General features: G+C 68.3%; 15 protein-coding genes. 5 read left to right on the top strand and 10 right to left on the bottom strand.

The features are described 5' to 3' along the window. The first annotated feature begins 137 nt into the window (after nt 1-137). Nucleotides 138-536, top strand: coding sequence for a DUF1844 domain-containing protein (locus ACI3KS_RS11700; RefSeq protein WP_404918445.1), 399 nt, complete (start codon nt 138-140; stop codon nt 534-536). Nucleotides 537-758: 222 nt separating this feature from the next. On the opposite strand, the gene ACI3KS_RS11695 is transcribed toward ACI3KS_RS11700, so the two are convergent. The 6 genes from ACI3KS_RS11695 to ACI3KS_RS11670 form a co-directional block, all read right to left on the bottom strand. Then, entirely contained in the window at nt 759-1571 is an 813-nt protein-coding gene (locus tag ACI3KS_RS11695; protein ID WP_404918443.1) for an SseB family protein, read from the bottom strand. After that, nucleotides 1555-2301, bottom strand: coding sequence for a bifunctional 1-(5-phosphoribosyl)-5-((5-phosphoribosylamino)methylideneamino)imidazole-4-carboxamide isomerase/phosphoribosylanthranilate isomerase PriA (gene priA, locus ACI3KS_RS11690; RefSeq protein ID WP_404918505.1), 747 nt, complete (start codon nt 2299-2301; stop codon nt 1555-1557). Before priA ends, ACI3KS_RS11695 begins: the two co-directional genes overlap by 17 nt. Nucleotides 2302-2401: 100 nt before the next feature. Beyond that, a complete protein-coding gene (gene hisH / locus ACI3KS_RS11685) occupies nt 2402-3037 on the bottom strand; it encodes an imidazole glycerol phosphate synthase subunit HisH (RefSeq protein WP_404918441.1) in 636 nt (211 codons plus the stop codon). Further along, nucleotides 3034-3645, bottom strand: a complete 612-nt coding sequence (hisB, locus tag ACI3KS_RS11680; protein WP_404918439.1) for an imidazoleglycerol-phosphate dehydratase HisB — start codon at nt 3643-3645, stop codon at nt 3034-3036. The genes hisH and hisB overlap by 4 nt, the downstream gene beginning before the upstream one ends. Further along, entirely contained in the window at nt 3642-4736 is a 1095-nt protein-coding gene (locus tag ACI3KS_RS11675; RefSeq protein WP_404918437.1) for a histidinol-phosphate transaminase, read from the bottom strand. Before ACI3KS_RS11675 ends, hisB begins: the two co-directional genes overlap by 4 nt. Before the next feature lie 74 nt (nt 4737-4810). Further along, nucleotides 4811-5170 (bottom strand): LysM peptidoglycan-binding domain-containing protein, encoded by a 360-nt coding sequence (locus ACI3KS_RS11670; protein ID WP_404918435.1) that lies wholly within the window; start codon nt 5168-5170, stop codon nt 4811-4813. 265 nt (nt 5171-5435) lie between these two features. On the opposite strand from ACI3KS_RS11670, the gene lexA reads away from it, so the two are divergent. Further along, the gene (gene lexA, locus ACI3KS_RS11665) at nt 5436-6122 is read left to right on the top strand and encodes a transcriptional repressor LexA (RefSeq protein WP_404918433.1); all 687 of its coding nucleotides are present in this window, start codon (nt 5436-5438) and stop codon (nt 6120-6122) included. Nucleotides 6123-6171: 49 nt separating this feature from the next. After that, complete coding sequence (locus tag ACI3KS_RS11660; protein WP_404918431.1) at nt 6172-8022, top strand: S9 family peptidase; 1851 nt, start codon at nt 6172-6174, stop codon at nt 8020-8022. A 10-nt stretch (nt 8023-8032) separates the two neighbouring features. On the opposite strand, the gene smpB is transcribed toward ACI3KS_RS11660, so the two are convergent. The 3 genes from smpB to ftsE are packed head-to-tail and all read right to left on the bottom strand — an operon-like array spanning nt 8033 to nt 10509. Continuing rightward, nucleotides 8033-8509, bottom strand: a complete 477-nt coding sequence (gene smpB, locus ACI3KS_RS11655) for an SsrA-binding protein SmpB (protein WP_404918429.1) — start codon at nt 8507-8509, stop codon at nt 8033-8035. Between the two features lie 51 nt (nt 8510-8560). Further along, complete coding sequence (gene ftsX / locus ACI3KS_RS11650) at nt 8561-9475, bottom strand: permease-like cell division protein FtsX (RefSeq protein WP_404918427.1); 915 nt, start codon at nt 9473-9475, stop codon at nt 8561-8563. After that, nucleotides 9472-10509, bottom strand: coding sequence for a cell division ATP-binding protein FtsE (gene ftsE / locus ACI3KS_RS11645; protein WP_404918425.1), 1038 nt, complete (start codon nt 10507-10509; stop codon nt 9472-9474). The genes ftsX and ftsE overlap by 4 nt, the downstream gene beginning before the upstream one ends. 141 nt (nt 10510-10650) lie before the next feature. Between ftsE and ACI3KS_RS11640 the strand changes: the two genes are divergently transcribed. Both ACI3KS_RS11640 and ACI3KS_RS11635 read left to right on the top strand, forming a co-directional pair. Further along, nucleotides 10651-11925: a DUF2510 domain-containing protein gene (locus ACI3KS_RS11640; RefSeq protein ID WP_404918423.1), complete on the top strand. Its 1275-nt coding sequence runs from the start codon at nt 10651-10653 to the stop codon at nt 11923-11925. 43 nt (nt 11926-11968) lie between these two features. Beyond that, complete coding sequence (locus ACI3KS_RS11635; RefSeq protein WP_404918421.1) at nt 11969-13516, top strand: DUF2510 domain-containing protein; 1548 nt, start codon at nt 11969-11971, stop codon at nt 13514-13516. A 66-nt stretch (nt 13517-13582) separates the two neighbouring features. Here ACI3KS_RS11635 and prfB read toward each other — a convergent pair whose 3' ends face one another. Next, a complete protein-coding gene (gene prfB / locus ACI3KS_RS11630) occupies nt 13583-14692 on the bottom strand; it encodes a peptide chain release factor 2 (RefSeq protein ID WP_404918419.1) in 1110 nt (369 codons plus the stop codon). Nucleotides 14693-14723: the final 31 nt, after the last annotated feature.

Here is a 14723-nt window from a genome sequence, read left to right as displayed (position 1 = left end):
CGGCGTCGTGGACGCGATCCGGTGGAGTGCAAGACCCGGTAGCCTGGAACGGCAAGCGCGGGTGGGAAGTGAATCCTCTTTCGTGCCGGAGCATGACGCTCCGGAGCCCGACACAGTCTAACAGAAGGCAAGGCGAAGTGACGAACCAGGTATCCGACGGAGCCGACCGCGAGCGCGAAGAGCGCTGGGCACGGCAGGAGGAGGCGGCGTCGTCCGCGACGCGCGACATCGCCGACGTACCCGCGGTCGAGGTGATCACGACCGCGGCGGTCCACCTGATGAGTGCTGCCGCTGTGAAGCTCGGGCTGGCGGACGACCCGGATGCCGCCGCGCAGATCGACCTCGATGAGGCCCGCAAACTCATCAACGCGCTCTCGGGACTCATCACGGCTGGCGCACCGGAGATCAGCGACATGCACGCGCGCTCGCTGCGCGATGGACTCCGCTCGCTGCAGCTCGCGTTCCGCGAGACCTCGACGATCCCCGACCCGATCGGCAGGGGGCCGGGCGAGAAGTGGACGGGGCCGGTCAACTAGGCCCTATTCGCGGGCTCCGGGATGGCTGTGTGAGGCGAAGAGCGGGCTCCTTCCCGCTTCGCGGGCCCCTCCCGATTCGCCTCACACAGCCATCCCTGCGCCCTCTGGTCCTCGATGACGACGGTTGGAAGGCATGAGGTTGCTCCCCCGGTTGCTGAGCGAGAGAGCGCAGCGACCGCGGCGAGGTCAGGCGGAGCGGTGAGGTCAGGCGGAGCGGTGAGGTCAGGCGGAGCGGCGCAGCTTCACGGTGAGCGAGTCGGCGAGCACGGCGATGCGGTCATCCGCGGCCCAGCGCTGCGCGAGCCGCGCCAGCACGGCATCCAGCACCGCACGCTCCAACCCATCGACGAGTTCGAGCACGACGACGAGCTCGGGGCCCCGCAGGCGGGCATCCGGATCACCGGCGGCGACCGCGACGTCGATCACTGCGAGCTCGTGCGCGACGCTCTCCTGGAGCGCGCGGAAGACCTCGGGTGACAAGAAGCTCGGCTCCCAGCGCTGCTCCTGTGCGATCGCCCAGACCGCGGGTCGTCGGATCACGAACTCGGTGTCGGACGTCGGGTCCAGGACGATGAGGTCGGTGTCCTCCGCGGACGCCGCGAGAGCCGCGCGCAGAGCGGGCACGGGAATCGGGCGGGCGGCTGCATCCCACCGCTGCATGGCCTGCACGGAGGAGAACACCGGCTGCACCCGACGACCATCCGGGGCCGCGACGGTGACGATCGAGAGCTCCTGCGTCTTGTCGACCGCGAGACCGGTCGGGCCGACTCCGTCTTCGCCCTTCTCTGCGATCAAGGGGATCAGGACCCGCGCCGAACGGAAGGCGTCGACCACCTCGACCTGAGATCCCGCACCCGTGCGGAAACGCAGGAGAGCGTCGAGAAGGGCCGGATCCGCAGAGCCGTCGTCGGCCGCGTGCGGGTTCGACTGGAAACTCCGCCCCTCCCAGGGGACCCCCGCGGAGTCGCCCGAGTTGTGCGGACCGTGGTCGTGAGCGTCCGGTCCGCAGGAGTGCGCGTCAGGCTCCGGCGACATCCAGCGCCTCAGCCAGCGTGAAGGCACCGGCGTACAGCGCCTTGCCCACGATCGCGCCTTCGACACCGAGCGGCACGAGCTCCCGCAGCGCAGCGATGTCGTCGAGGCTTGCGATGCCCCCTGAGGCCACGACGGGCTTCGGAGTGCGCGAGGTCATCTCGCGGAGCAGCTCGAGGTTCGGGCCGCGCAGCGTTCCGTCCTTCGTCACGTCGGTGACGACGTAGCGGCTGCAGCCGGCATCCTCGAGGCGCTCCAGCACCTCCCAGAGGTCGCCGCCGTCCTTGGTCCAGCCGCGAGCGGCGAGGGTCGTGCCGCGCACGTCGAGCCCCACCGCGATCGCCTCGCCGTAGCGACCGATCACATCGGCCGCCCACTCGGGGTTCTCGAGTGCGGCCGTGCCCAGGTTGATCCGGGTGGCACCGCTCTCGAGGGCGGCCTCGAGGGAGGCGTCGTCGCGGATGCCGCCGGAGAGCTCGATGTTCACGTTGCGGAACTGCTTGGTGACCTTGCGCAGGATGGGCGCGTTGCTCCCCCGGCCGAAGGCCGCGTCCAGATCGACGAGGTGGATCCACTCCGCGCCCTGCGCGACCCACTCGCCTGCGGCATCCAGCGGGTCGCCGTAACTGGTCTCGCTGCCGGCCTCGCCCTGCGTGAGGCGGACCGCCTTGCCGCCGGCGACATCGACCGCGGGAAGGAGAGTGAGCGAGGGAGACTGCGCGAAGTCGTTCATGACGTCCTTGAGTGAGGAGGGCGTGCCGATCGCGGGCACGAGAACCGAGGGTACTCCGGCCATGGACGCTCCCCCAAATGCGGCAGCGTCCAGCGTCGGGTCAGAGGCTCGAGATCCAGTTCCGGAGAAGCTGGATACCGGCCTCACCGGACTTCTCGGGGTGGAACTGCGTGGCCGACAACGGACCGTTCTCCACCGCCGCGAGGAACGGGTCCCCGTACGTGGTCCAGGTGAGCACCGGCTGCGGGAACGGCGGGATGACGTCGAGCTCCCACTTCTGCGCCGCATACGAGTGCACGAAGTAGAAGCGCTCCTCTTCGAGCCCTCGGAACAGCACGCTGTCCGCCCCCGGCTCGACGGTGTTCCACCCCATGTGCGGAAGAACGGGGGCGTTCAGCTCGGTGACCGCACCCGGCCACTCCCCCAGGCCCTCCGTATCGTGCCCGCGCTCGACACCGTGCGAGAACAGCACCTGCATGCCCACGCAGATACCGAGAACGGGTCTGCTCCCGGAGAGCCTCCGGTCAATGATCTCATCGCCGCCGTGGGCGTGGAGCGCATCACGGACCGCCTGGAAGGCACCGACGCCCGGCACCACGAGGCCATCCGCCTCGAGCGCCTCGGTGCGGTCGCGGGTGAGCACGGCATCCGCGCCCGCGGCAGCGAGAGCCTTGACGGCGGAGTGGACGTTGCCCGACTCGTAGTCGTAGACGGCGACTCTCGGTGTGCGACTCACAGCGCGCCCTTGGTGGAGGGGATGCCGTCGACGAGGGGATCGAGTGCCTTGGCCTGGCGGAAAGCGCGCGCGAAGGCCTTGTACTCGGCTTCGGCGATGTGGTGAGGATCGCGCCCGCCGAGGACACGGACGTGCACCGTGAGGCCGGCATTGAAGGTGATCGCTTCGAACGAGTGACGAACCAGGGCACCGGTGAAGTGACCGCCGATGAGGTGGAATTCGTACCCGGCCGGCTCACCCTCGTGCACGAGGTACGGGCGGCCGGAGATGTCGACGACCGCCTGCGCGAGCGCCTCGTCGAGCGGGACGAGCGCGTCACCATAGCGGGAGATGCCCGACTTGTCACCGAGCGCCTCCCTGATCGCCTGGCCGAGCACGATGGAGATGTCCTCGACCGTGTGATGGGCGTCGATGTTCGTGTCGCCCGTCGCGCGCACGGTGAGATCGGTGAGCGAGTGCTTCGCGAACGCCGTGAGCATGTGGTCGAAGAACGGCACCGACGTGTCGATGCTGCTGGCACCGGTGCCGTCGAGGTTCAACTCGAGTTCGACGGTGGATTCCGACGTGCTGCGAACGCGACGCGCGGTGCGGGGGGCGGTGGTGCTCATGACGCCGATCCTATCGATGCGAGGGCATCGAGGAACGCGGTGGTCTCGGCCTCGGTGCCCGCGGTGACGCGGAGGTGGCCGGGGATCCCGACGTCGCGGATGAGGACCCCGCGCTCGTAGAGCTGCTGCCACACCGCCTTGGGGTCGGACACCCCGCCGAACAGCACGAAGTTCGACCACGACTCGTGCGGCGTGTACCCCAGCGCCTCGAGCGTCGCGGTGATGCGGTCGCGCTGCTCCACGATCTCGTCGACCATTCCGAGCATCACGTCGGAGTTGCGCAGCGCCGCAACGGCGGCCGCCTGGGTGAGCGCACTCAGGTGGTAGGGAAGCCGCACGAGACGGAGCGCGTCGATGAAGACCGGATCCGCAGCGAGATACCCGACACGCGCCCCGGCGAAGGCGAAGGCCTTGCTCATCGTGCGCGACACCGCAAGGCGGGGGCGGCCGTCGAGCAGCGAGAGAGCAGACGGCGCATCGCGAGGGGCGAACTCCTGATACGCCTCGTCCACGACCACGATCCCGTGCGCGGCCTCGTACACGGCCTCGACCACGTCGAGCCCGAGAGGGGTGCCCGTGGGGTTGTTCGGAGAGCAGAGGAGGATGACGTCGGGGTCGGCCTCGCGCACCTGGGCGGCAGCCTCTTCCGGCGTGATGGTGTAGTACGGCTCACGCGTGCCGGCTATCCAGCGTGCGCCCGTCCCCTGAGCGATCAGCGGATACATGGAGTACGTGGGCGCGAATCCGAACGCCGTACGTCCCGGTCCGCCGAAAGCCTGCAGGATGTGCTGGAGGACCTCGTTCGAACCGTTGCCGGCCCAGATCCGATCGGCCGTCAAGCCGTGACCGAGATACTCCGCGAAACCCTCACGCAGCGTCGTGAACTCCCGGTCCGGGTAGCGGTTGACGTCTCTGATCGCGACGGCGATGTCATCGAGGATGTCGCTCGCGACGGCATCCGGAACCGGATGCGTGTTCTCGTTGACGTTGAGGGCGATGGGCAGCGGAACCTGCGGAGCCCCGTACGGGGTGAGTCCGCGCAGGTCGTCGCGGAGCGGAAGGTCGGCGAGAGAGACGGTCACCCTTCCCATGCTAGAACCCGTTGACGCAGCGGGTTCCCTCGGTGACGTCCGATGAACGGCCCAGGGGCGACAGAACGATGCCGTCAGTCCGAGTACGCGGCAGGAATGGCGATCTCGTCACCGATCTGCAGGGTGCCACCGTGGAGAGCATTGAGGCGCGTGATCTCGCCGATGACCTCGCGGGGGTCGGCCTGAGGTGCGACGGACTCGGCGATGGACCACAGCGTGTCGCCGGGCATGACCGTCACGGTCTCGAAGCTCGGAGTCGCGACCTGTTCGTTCGATGCGACGGCGTTGCCGCCGGACAGGGCGGCGATCGCGATCCCCGCCGCAAGAGGCACCGAAGCGAGAGCGAGCAGCACACGTCGACCGCGTGCCGTCAGCCGCAGGCGCGTAGCCGGACGAGCCGGGGTGACCGCTGCGGTGAAGGTGATGGTGCTCATGTCGTGCTCCCTCTGCTGAAGTTGGCGTAGCGTTCGCATCCGCGACTCGGCCGGGAGCCGTTGATGCGAAGCTACGTTCCGAAGATATCTTCGAGTTCGATTCCCTGTCAAGCATTCTTCGAAACCCGGGCCCCGGATTCTGCGACACGCTCGAACGGATATTCCAGGACCGACCGTTTCTCGGATACGGTTTCGATACGGACACCCCACCACGGGCCTCCGACATTCGATCCGCGGCACCGGATCCGCGTACTGAAGGAGCATGATGAGCGAGAACTCCGCACCGGCGAGCGATGTCCCGCGCACCCGTCGTCGGAAGAGCCTCAGCCCCAAGCAGATGGCGATCCTCGAGGTGATCCAGTCCTCGATCAGTCGGCACGGCTATCCGCCGAGCATGCGCGAGATCGGCGACGCCGTCGGCCTCAAGTCGCTCTCCAGCGTCACGCATCAGCTCGGACAGCTCGAACTCAGCGGCTACCTTCGGCGCGACCCGGGGAAGACCCGCGCGATGGAAGTGCTCATCGATCTTCCCGGCACGTCCGCTGAGAATCCGGCGGACGTCGCGACCCCCGTGGGCGATGCGGCCCTGGTGCCCCTGGTCGGGCGCATCGCCGCAGGCGTGCCGATCACCGCCGATCAGCAGGTCGAGGAGATCTTCCCGCTGCCGCGTCAGCTCGTTGGCAAGGGTGACCTGTTCATGCTGAAGGTCTCCGGCGAGTCGATGATCGACGCCGCCATCTGCGACGGCGACTGGGTCGTCGTCCGTTCCCAGCACAGTGCGGAAAACGGAGAGATCGTGGCCGCGATGCTCGACGGCGAGGCCACGGTCAAGGTGCTGCGTCGTCGCGACGGTCACACTTGGCTGCTCCCGCGGAACTCGGCGTTCGAGCCGATCCTGGGCGACGAAGCCGTCGTCCTCGGCAAGGTCGTGGCGGTGCTCCGCGCCGTCTGACGCCCCCGTCTCCGTCTGCCCCGCCGGCGGGTCGCTCTAGGCTCGAAGCATGTCGTCGCCGTTCGCTCTCTGGCCTTCTCCCGTCACCGCCGCATCGGTCGCGGCATCCACACCGCGGATCGATGGAGCGCGTTTCGTCGGCGACGAGATCTGGTGGGGCGAGTCCGTTCCCGCGGAAGGCGGACGGGTGACCGTGCGCAGCAGCGCGGGTTCGATGGTGCTGCCCGCACCATGGAGCGCACGTTCCCGGGTGCACGAGTACGGCGGAGGCGCCTGGACAGCCGACGACGAGGCGATCCTGTACTTCGTGGACGCACGCGATCAGCGTGTCCACCGCCTGGAACCGGGCCTCGCCCCGGTGCCACTGACCCCCGCCGGACCCGCTCACGGCGGACTACGGCTGCAGCAGGGACGACTCTTCGCCGTAAGAGAGGATCTGTCCACCGATCCCCATCTGCGGGCGCTCATCGAGATCCCCGTGGACGGGTCGGCGGCCGATCGGCCGGACCTGATCCGGACGATCTCGAGCGGCGCCGACTTCTACGCGCATCCGTCGCTCTCCCCCGACGGGACGCGCGTCGCGTGGGTGCAGTGGAGCGGTCGACGGATGCCGTGGGACGAGGCGCACCTGCACGTGCGCGCATTCGACGGCGGCGAGACCGTTGTGCCGTCGCGAGCGGCTCTTCAGCCCGAGTGGACCGGCGATGACGAGCTCGTGTTCTCGGATGACCCGGAGGGCCGCTGGTCGTTGCGGCGCGTTCCGGTCGACGGCGTCGCGACGATGGGCGATCCGCTCATCATCGCCCCCGCCGATGCCGACATCGGCTACGGGCTCTGGGTTCTCGGCAACCGGTGGTTCCAGCCGCTCGACGAAGGTCGCATCGTCGCCGTCCGCACCGAGGGGCGCGATCAGGTCGTCGTCATCGATGCCGACGGAGGCGCGCGCCCGGTGCACGTCCCCGCCGACGGCCATGTCAGCGTCGATGACGCATCCGGATCCCTGGTTCTGCTCAGCGGCAACGGCTCGACCGTGACCCCCGGAGTATGGCTGCTGGACGCGGACACGGGTGTCGCGACGACCGTCACGGGCGGAGAGGCGGTCGACGCCGCTTGGATGCCCGCCGCGAAACCGCTCGTCGTCGACGGTCGACACGGCCCGGTGCACGCCTTCGCCTACGAGCCCGCCAATCCCGAGGTCAACGCGCCGTCCCTCGGACCCGCTCCCTACATCGTCCTGGTGCACGGCGGTCCCACCGCGCACGTGACGGGTGCGGCGTCGTCCGCGATCGCGTTCTACACGAGCCGCGGCATCGGCGTGCTGGACGTGAACTACGGCGGATCCACCGGGTACGGACGCGACTATCGTGATCGGCTTCGCGGCGGATGGGGAGTGGTCGATGTCGACGATGTCATCGCGGCGGCCCGCGGACTCGTCGATGCAGGACTCGCGCACCCGGACCGCCTCGCCATCCGGGGAGGCTCTGCAGGAGGATGGACCGTGCTCTCCGCACTCGTGCGAGGCGGCGTCTTCTCCGCCGGCATCAGCCGCTACGGCGTCGGCGACCTCCGCGCGCTCGTCGAGCACTCGCACGACTTCGAGGCGTCGTACATCGAAGGCCTCGTCGGGCCTCTCCCCGATGCAGAGGCGCTGTACATCGAGCGATCCCCACTGACTCATGCGGACCGCATCCGCGTGCCGGTGCTGCTGCTCCAGGGTGGCGAGGATCGGGTCGTGCCGCCGGCGCAGTCCGAGGCGATCCGCGATGCGCTCGCGGAGCACGGGATCGACCACGAGTACGTGCTCTATCCCGCCGAGGGCCACGGCTTCCGGGCAGCGGAGACCATCATCGATGCTCTCGAACGGGAGGTCGCCTTCCTGCAGAGGGTCTGGTCGCACTGACCTGCGCGGATCAGTCCCCCATGCGATTGCGGGTGCGCATCGCGCGCTCTGCCTCGCGGGTGTCCTGACGCTCACGCAGCGTCTGGCGCTTGTCGTATTCGCGCTTTCCCTTGGCGAGGGCGATCTCGACCTTGGCGCGACCGTCGGAGAAGTAGAGCTTGAGCGGGATCAGCGTGTACCCGCCGGCGGACACCGCGTGCTGCAGCTTCGCGATCTCCTCACGATGCAGCAGGAGCTTGCGGATGCGCTTCGCGGAGTGGTTCGTCCAGTGTCCCTGCGAGTACTCCGGGATGTGCACGGAATCGAGGAAGACCTCGTTGCCCTTCACGAAGGCATAGCCGTCGCTGAGATTCGCGCGTCCCTGTCGGAGTGACTTGACTTCGGTGCCGGTGAGCACCATCCCCGCCTCGTACGACTTCTCGATGTTGTAGTCGTGACGTGCGCGACGATTGGTCGCGATGACCTTCTCCCCGCGTTCCCTGGGCATGATGCTCTCCTGATTCCGTGCCGCACGGGCGCGCGGCAGCCTGTCAGCTTATCAGGTGCGCAGCCAGCGCCGGATCGCGAAGCCGGCAGAGAGCGCCGCCAGGAGCACGCCGATACCGATCAGCACCGGTACGACATATGCCGCATCCTGCATGCCGATCCAGGTCGTGATGAACGGCACGCGGCCGCGCAGATAGCCGTCGACGCCGAAGTGCACGCCGGCGATCACCGCAGCGCTCGCGAGCACCGAGCCGAGGAACGCGGCGAACACACCCTCCAGCACGAACGGCGTCTGGATGAATCGGTTGGAGGCGCCGACGAGGCGCATGATGCCGATCTCCTTGCGTCGTGCGTATGCCGACAGGCGGATGGTCGTGCCGATGAGCAGGATCGCCGCGACGAGCATGAGTGCCGCGATGCCGACCGCGATGTAGGTCGCCACCGTGAGCGCGGCGAAAAGGGGTTCGAGATACTGCAGCTGGTCGGTGACCTGCTCGACGCCGGCCTTGCCTCCGAACGCCTCGACGAGCACCTGCGACTGCGCCGGGTCCTTGAGAGTGACGTAGAAGCTCTCGGACATCTGATCAGCGGTGAACAGGCTCGCCCTGTCCTCCCCGAGCTGATCGACGATGTTGTCGTAGGCCTCTTCCTTCGTCTCGAAGCGCACGTTCGAGATGAGGGGGCCGAGCGCATCGCCCTCGAGCTGGGCCTTTACGGCGTCGGTCTGCTCCTCGGATGCAGGTCCCGACACGCAGTTGGTCGTCTCCGAGAGCGGCGAGCACATCGCCACGACGACCTGAGCGCGCTCGCTCCAGTAGCCGCGCATGGTCCCGATCTGCGCCTGCATGAGGATCGCCGCGCCGACGAAGGTCAGCGAGACGAAGGTCACCAGCACGACGGAGATGACCATGGAGATGTTGCGGCGAAGGCCTCCGAGAGCCTCCGCGAGGATGAGTCCGATTCTCATGACGTCGGCCCCACTTCGTCTTCGCTCTGATCCGACAGCCCCAGCCGGTCGGCGACTCCGAGCTCGGCGACGTCGACCTGCGGCAGCACGATCGGATGCGTGTGCGGTCCGATGGATGCCGCGGGCTGCGGATCGATCGGCGCGGCCTGCGCCTCGGGGGTCTCGGATGCCGTGGGCACGGCATCCGCGCTCGGTGCAGCGTCATCACGCACCGGAACTGCAGACGCGGCGACGGCCGCGCGCACGGATGACAGGTCGGCCGTCTCGCGCTGGACCTCCTGCACGGCGGTGAGCGCGGCAGCAGCGGCGGCGCCGCGCACCTCTTCGGGCACGAGACGAGGGATGTTCGAGGTGTCGCCATAGCCGCCATGGACCTCGTCGCGCACCATCTCGCCGTCCTGGAGCTCGATCACGCGGCGCTGCATCGCATCGACGAATCCTGCTTCGTGGGTGGCCATGAGCACGGTCGTGCCGCCGGCGTTGATCCGCGCGAGCAGCTGCATGATCCCCACCGACGTCGCAGGGTCGAGGTTTCCCGTCGGCTCGTCCGCGAGCAGCACCTGCGGGCGGTTCACCAGTGCCCGGGCGATCGCGACGCGCTGCTGCTCACCGCCGGAGAGCTCGTGCGGCATGCGCTTCTGCTTGCCGTCGAGCCCCACGAGGGCAAGCGCTTCGGGCACCGCCTGCTGGATGAATCCACGCGACGATCCGGTCACCTGCAGCGTGAAGGCGACGTTCTGGAACACCGTCTTGGAGGGCAGAAGTCGGAAGTCCTGGAAGACCGACCCGATGTGACGGCGGAAGTAGGGCACCTTGCGATTCGCGAGCGAGCGCAGATCGCGCCCGAGCACGGCGACGCGGCCCGTGGTCGGAACATCCTCTCGGAGGATCAGCCGCAGACATGACGACTTGCCGGACCCCGAGGCTCCGACGAGGAAGACGAACTCTCCCCGCTGGACCTCGAAGTCGACGCCGGACAGTGCGGGCCTCGAGGTACCGCGATAGCGCTTGGTGACGTTCTCGAACCGAATCATGGCATTCCGAGCCTAAGCGCCGCTTCTGCTGCGTCCGCCAGCGACACCCCGCAGCCGTGTCGATGTCGCCGCGCGCTGCTATACATGAAGGTGCTCACCCGCGACAGACTGCGCGGGGCGCCGAGTCCGAGGGGAACCACCATGACGACACCCGCTGGCTGGTATGACGACGGCTCCGGCCGGCACCGATGGTGGGACGGCGAACAGTGGACCGAGCACTTCGCTCCCGAGGACGACGCCTCCCCGGGTTCGCAGGACGCAGACGCTGCGGGCGCCGATTCCCCGAATGCCGAGTCATCACGCGAGACGCCATCTGACGCGGCTCCGTTGAGTGCGACGCCGGCGGATGCGGGCGCAGCCGCTCCGTGGGAGTCGGCATCCGTCACCGCCTCGACCGACGCTGCACCGGGCCCCACCGGCGGGCAGAGTGCTCCCCTGTCGAGCGCTCCGCTCGGCGAGCCCGCACAGACATCCGTGCCGGAGCCCTCTGTGCCGGCTCTCGACTGGTCGAATCCGCCGCCGCCCCCTCAGGACTGGTCGGTTCCGCCGGCACCGCCGGAGGACACCGCACCGGTGATCCCGAGTCCGACGGAGCCTGTCGTGCCGTCGCCGGTCCCGCCGTTCGTTCCTGCGGCACCGGGGTACGGCCAGCTGCCTCCCGGCTATGCCGAACCCGGGGCATACGCTCCGGCGGGCTACGCACCGGACGGCTACGGCGTCGCAGCCCCTGCTTCGGCTCCTGCTCCGATCTCCGTGCTGGGACTCGTGGGCCTCGGCCTGTCCGTGATCGGCGTGATCCTCGCCTTCATCCCGCCGACGTGGGTGTTCTCGTGGGTGCTTCTCGGCGTCGGATTCATCGTGTCCTTGATCTCGCTGTTCTTCAAGGCGCGCAAGTGGCCGGGCGTGACCGGACTCATCGTCGCGTTCGTCGGTTTCATCGTCGCCGCGGTGATCGGCCTCACGACGTTCGTCTCGACCGCGTACGACGCCTTCGAGGATCCGGACTTCGGTTCCGGGGACTCATCCTCCGCGCCCGAGGACATCGACGGAGCCGTCATGACGCCGACGCTCGATCTGGCGGTCGGGGACTGCATGCCCTATCTCGAGTCGGACGAGGCACCGTACGAGGTCCCGGTCGTCCCGTGCGACCAGCAGCATGCGGAAGAGGTCTATTACCTCGTTCCGTTCTCGGGTGACGCCTATCCGGGCGAGGAGCAGATCACCGCGCAGTCCGAGGAGGCGTGCATCGCTCAGTTCCAGACCTTCGTCGGCATCCCCTACGAGGACTCGACGCTCGAGTACTACTTCTACTACCCGACCGAGGACTCCTGGACGAACGACAACGACCGCGTCTCGACCTGCGTCGTCTACAGCTCGACCGATGTGACCGGCACGCTCCAGGGCGCCGGATACTGAGCGAACCGCCAGAGATTGGCCCGATGGGATCCGAGGAACGATCATGACCACGCCCGCCGGTTGGTACGACGACGGCTCAGGCCGCCTGCGATGGTGGGACGGCGAAGTCTGGACGGAGCACTTCGCCCCGAAGGAATCGGATGCTGAGCCGAGTGAGGGTCCGGACTCCGAACCCACCGGTGGCACGGATGCCGACCCGAACGGTGACTCGGAAGCCCGCGCGAGCGACGGCGCGGACGCCGCTCTGAGCGAGGCCGTCGCCGACGCCGAGCCGCTGCGTGACGCTCCCGACACGAGTGCGGACACCACTGACAGCGACGACGATGCGAGCCCCGATGTCCCTGTGAGTGCGGTCGAGGGCGATCCCGAGGGCTCTGCCGTCGAGCCAGACGCATCGCGTGCGAGCGACCACGAGACGGAGAGCGTCGAGAGCGAGACGACCGCGAGTGCCCTCGACGACGCGCAGGCGTCGCCCATTCCTCCGATCGACGACGCTGCGTCGGAGCCCCGACCCGATGCCGCCGGTGCACCGCAGGCGTCCGGGGTCGATCCCGGAGTCACCGCGGTCTCGGAGCAGCCCTCGCCTGTGGAATCGGCCCCTCTCCCGCCCTCGGACGTCGGCGACGCGCCTGTACCCGGTGGTCTCGTCGCACCCGGCTCCCCCGACTACTGGGCCAGTGCCGGCCACGGTCCTGGTCGCGGTGCCGCGTCCACTCCCGGCTACGCGGCGTACCCCGGCCAGACTCCCCAGCCCGGATACGGGTATTCGCCTGCACCGATGATCGGCGGCCCGGGGCCCGTCAGGCCGGGTGCGCCAGGCGGTCCGGGCAGCCCCTATGCCGGCGCCTATCCCCTCGGCTATGGCCTCTCCCCGCAGGCCCCGGCGCCGACCGGGCCCCCGATCGTCGGACTGATCGGTCTCGGCGCCGCCGCTCTCGGCGTCATCTTCTCCATGGTGCAGATCCTGTGGGTCTACTCCTGGATCCTGCTGGTCGGTGGCCTGGTCGTCTCACTGGTCTCGCTGTTCCTGCGCAGCAGGAAGTGGCCGGGAGTCGCCGGCATGATCATCGCCGTCGTCGGCTTCATCATCGCCGCGATCATGGGAGTGGTCCTGTTCTTCACGTCGATCGTCGACACGTACGATCCCTACGATTCCGGCTACGACTATGACTCCGAATACGACCCCGACGATCCCTTCTTCGACGAACCGGTGGTCGTCGAAGCGGGAACGGGCGAGACCGTATCGATCGCGCAGACGACCGGCACGACCGACGTGACGATCGATTCCGCGACCTGGAGCGCCGGGAACGGCCTCGCCGACGCCGAGAACGGCGGTTACCTCACACTCCACCTGACCTGGGAGAGCGTCGGCGGAGAGACCTTCTTCAGCCCCTCGTACATCGACGTGGAGTCGCCGTCTCCGGCGTACAAGGACGGCCTCACCCCCGACCAGCTGTCCACCACCTCGGTCGATGACGGAAGCAGCATCAGCGGCATCCTCGTCTTCGATGTCGCGCAGGGCGAGACCTACACCGTGCTGATCCGCGACGAGCTGATGCGCCCGGCGGCACGCATCACGGTCACACCCTGAGGGGGACCGCTGAACGAGAGCGGCCCACGAGCACTGCTCGCGGGCCGTTCCTCTCGGAAAGGACTCTCAGTCCTCCTCCTTGCGCTTGCGCCACCGGATGCCCGCAGAGATGAATCCGTCGAGGTCGCCGTCGAACACGGCGGCCGGGTTGCCCGACTCATAGCCGGTGCGAAGGTCCTTGACGAGCTGCTGTCCGTAGAGGAAGTACGAGCGCATCTGGTCACCCCAGCTCGCGGTGATGTTGCCGGCGAGTTCCTTCTTCTTCGCCGCTTCCTCCTCGCGCTGCAGCAGGAGCAGGCGGTTCTGGAGAACGCGCATCGCGACCGCACGGTTCTGGATCTGCGACTTCTCATTCTGCATCGACACGACGATGCCGGTCGGGAGGTGGGTGATGCGCACGGCGGAGTCGGTCGTGTTGACGGACTGACCGCCGGGGCCTGAGGAGCGGAACACGTCGACCCGGATGTCGCCCTCGGGGATGTCGACCTCGGTCGCCTCCTCCATGAGCGGGATCACCTCGACCGCGGCGAACGAGGTCTGCCGCTTGTCCGCCGAGCCGAACGGGCTGATGCGCGCGAGACGGTGCGTGCCGGCTTCGACCGAGAGGGTGCCGAAGGCATAGGGCGCCTCGACCTCGAACGTCGCCGACTTGATTCCGGCGCCCTCGGCGTAAGAGGTGTCCATGACCTTGACCGGGTACTTGTGCTGCTCGGCCCAGCGCAGATACATGCGCATGAGCATCTCGGCGAAGTCGGTGGCGTCATCGCCTCCCGCACCCGAGCGGATGGTGATGATGGCGCTGCGCTCGTCGTACTCGCCGTCCATCAACGTCTGGACTTCGAGCTGATTGATGAGCTCGGTGAGGGCGGCGAGCTCGGCGCGCGCTTCGATCGCCGAGTCCTCGTCGCCCATCTCGTTGGCGAGGTCGACGAGAACCTCGAGGTCGTCGAGTCGGTTGCCGATGCCTTCGACTCGGGCCAGCGTCGCCTGGCGATGACTGAGCGCGCTGGTCACCTTCTGGGCGTTGGCGGTGTCGTCCCAGAGGTCGGGAGCGCCGGCCTCTTCACTGAGACGGGCGATATCGGAGCGGAGCGTCTCGACATCGACGACCTCGCGGATGTCACCGTAGGTGAGTCGGAGGGCCTGGATGTCGGCGGAGAGATCGAGTTCGAGCATGGCCTGACCAGCCTATCCTGCCGAGTAGAGT

The sequence above is a fragment of the Microbacterium sp. ZW T5_45 genome, from assembly GCF_044987415.1.
Lineage (GTDB): Bacteria > Actinomycetota > Actinomycetes > Actinomycetales > Microbacteriaceae > Microbacterium.
The sequence above is the reverse complement of the archived record's forward strand: the minus strand, read 5'-3'. Positions and strand labels throughout refer to the sequence as shown.

What these genes read in the sequence shown, in the direction of transcription:
- ACI3KS_RS11695 (WP_404918443.1), bottom strand. Translation starts at nt 1,571, where the DNA reads ATGTCGCCGGAGCCTGACGCGCACTCCTGCGGACCGGACGCTCACGAC.
- prfB (WP_404918419.1), bottom strand. Translation starts at nt 14,692, where the DNA reads ATGCTCGAACTCGATCTCTCCGCCGACATCCAGGCCCTCCGACTCACC.
- hisB (WP_404918439.1), bottom strand. Translation starts at nt 3,645, where the DNA reads ATGAGCACCACCGCCCCCCGCACCGCGCGTCGCGTTCGCAGCACGTCG.
- ACI3KS_RS11675 (WP_404918437.1), bottom strand. Translation starts at nt 4,736, where the DNA reads ATGGGAAGGGTGACCGTCTCTCTCGCCGACCTTCCGCTCCGCGACGAC.
- lexA (WP_404918433.1), top strand. Translation starts at nt 5,436, where the DNA reads ATGAGCGAGAACTCCGCACCGGCGAGCGATGTCCCGCGCACCCGTCGT.
- ftsX (WP_404918427.1), bottom strand. Translation starts at nt 9,475, where the DNA reads ATGAGAATCGGACTCATCCTCGCGGAGGCTCTCGGAGGCCTTCGCCGC.
- ACI3KS_RS11635 (WP_404918421.1), top strand. Translation starts at nt 11,969, where the DNA reads ATGACCACGCCCGCCGGTTGGTACGACGACGGCTCAGGCCGCCTGCGA.
- priA (WP_404918505.1), bottom strand. Translation starts at nt 2,301, where the DNA reads ATGAACGACTTCGCGCAGTCTCCCTCGCTCACTCTCCTTCCCGCGGTC.
- ACI3KS_RS11660 (WP_404918431.1), top strand. Translation starts at nt 6,172, where the DNA reads ATGTCGTCGCCGTTCGCTCTCTGGCCTTCTCCCGTCACCGCCGCATCG.
- ftsE (WP_404918425.1), bottom strand. Translation starts at nt 10,509, where the DNA reads ATGATTCGGTTCGAGAACGTCACCAAGCGCTATCGCGGTACCTCGAGG.
- smpB (WP_404918429.1), bottom strand. Translation starts at nt 8,509, where the DNA reads ATGCCCAGGGAACGCGGGGAGAAGGTCATCGCGACCAATCGTCGCGCA.
- ACI3KS_RS11670 (WP_404918435.1), bottom strand. Translation starts at nt 5,170, where the DNA reads ATGAGCACCATCACCTTCACCGCAGCGGTCACCCCGGCTCGTCCGGCT.
- ACI3KS_RS11640 (WP_404918423.1), top strand. Translation starts at nt 10,651, where the DNA reads ATGACGACACCCGCTGGCTGGTATGACGACGGCTCCGGCCGGCACCGA.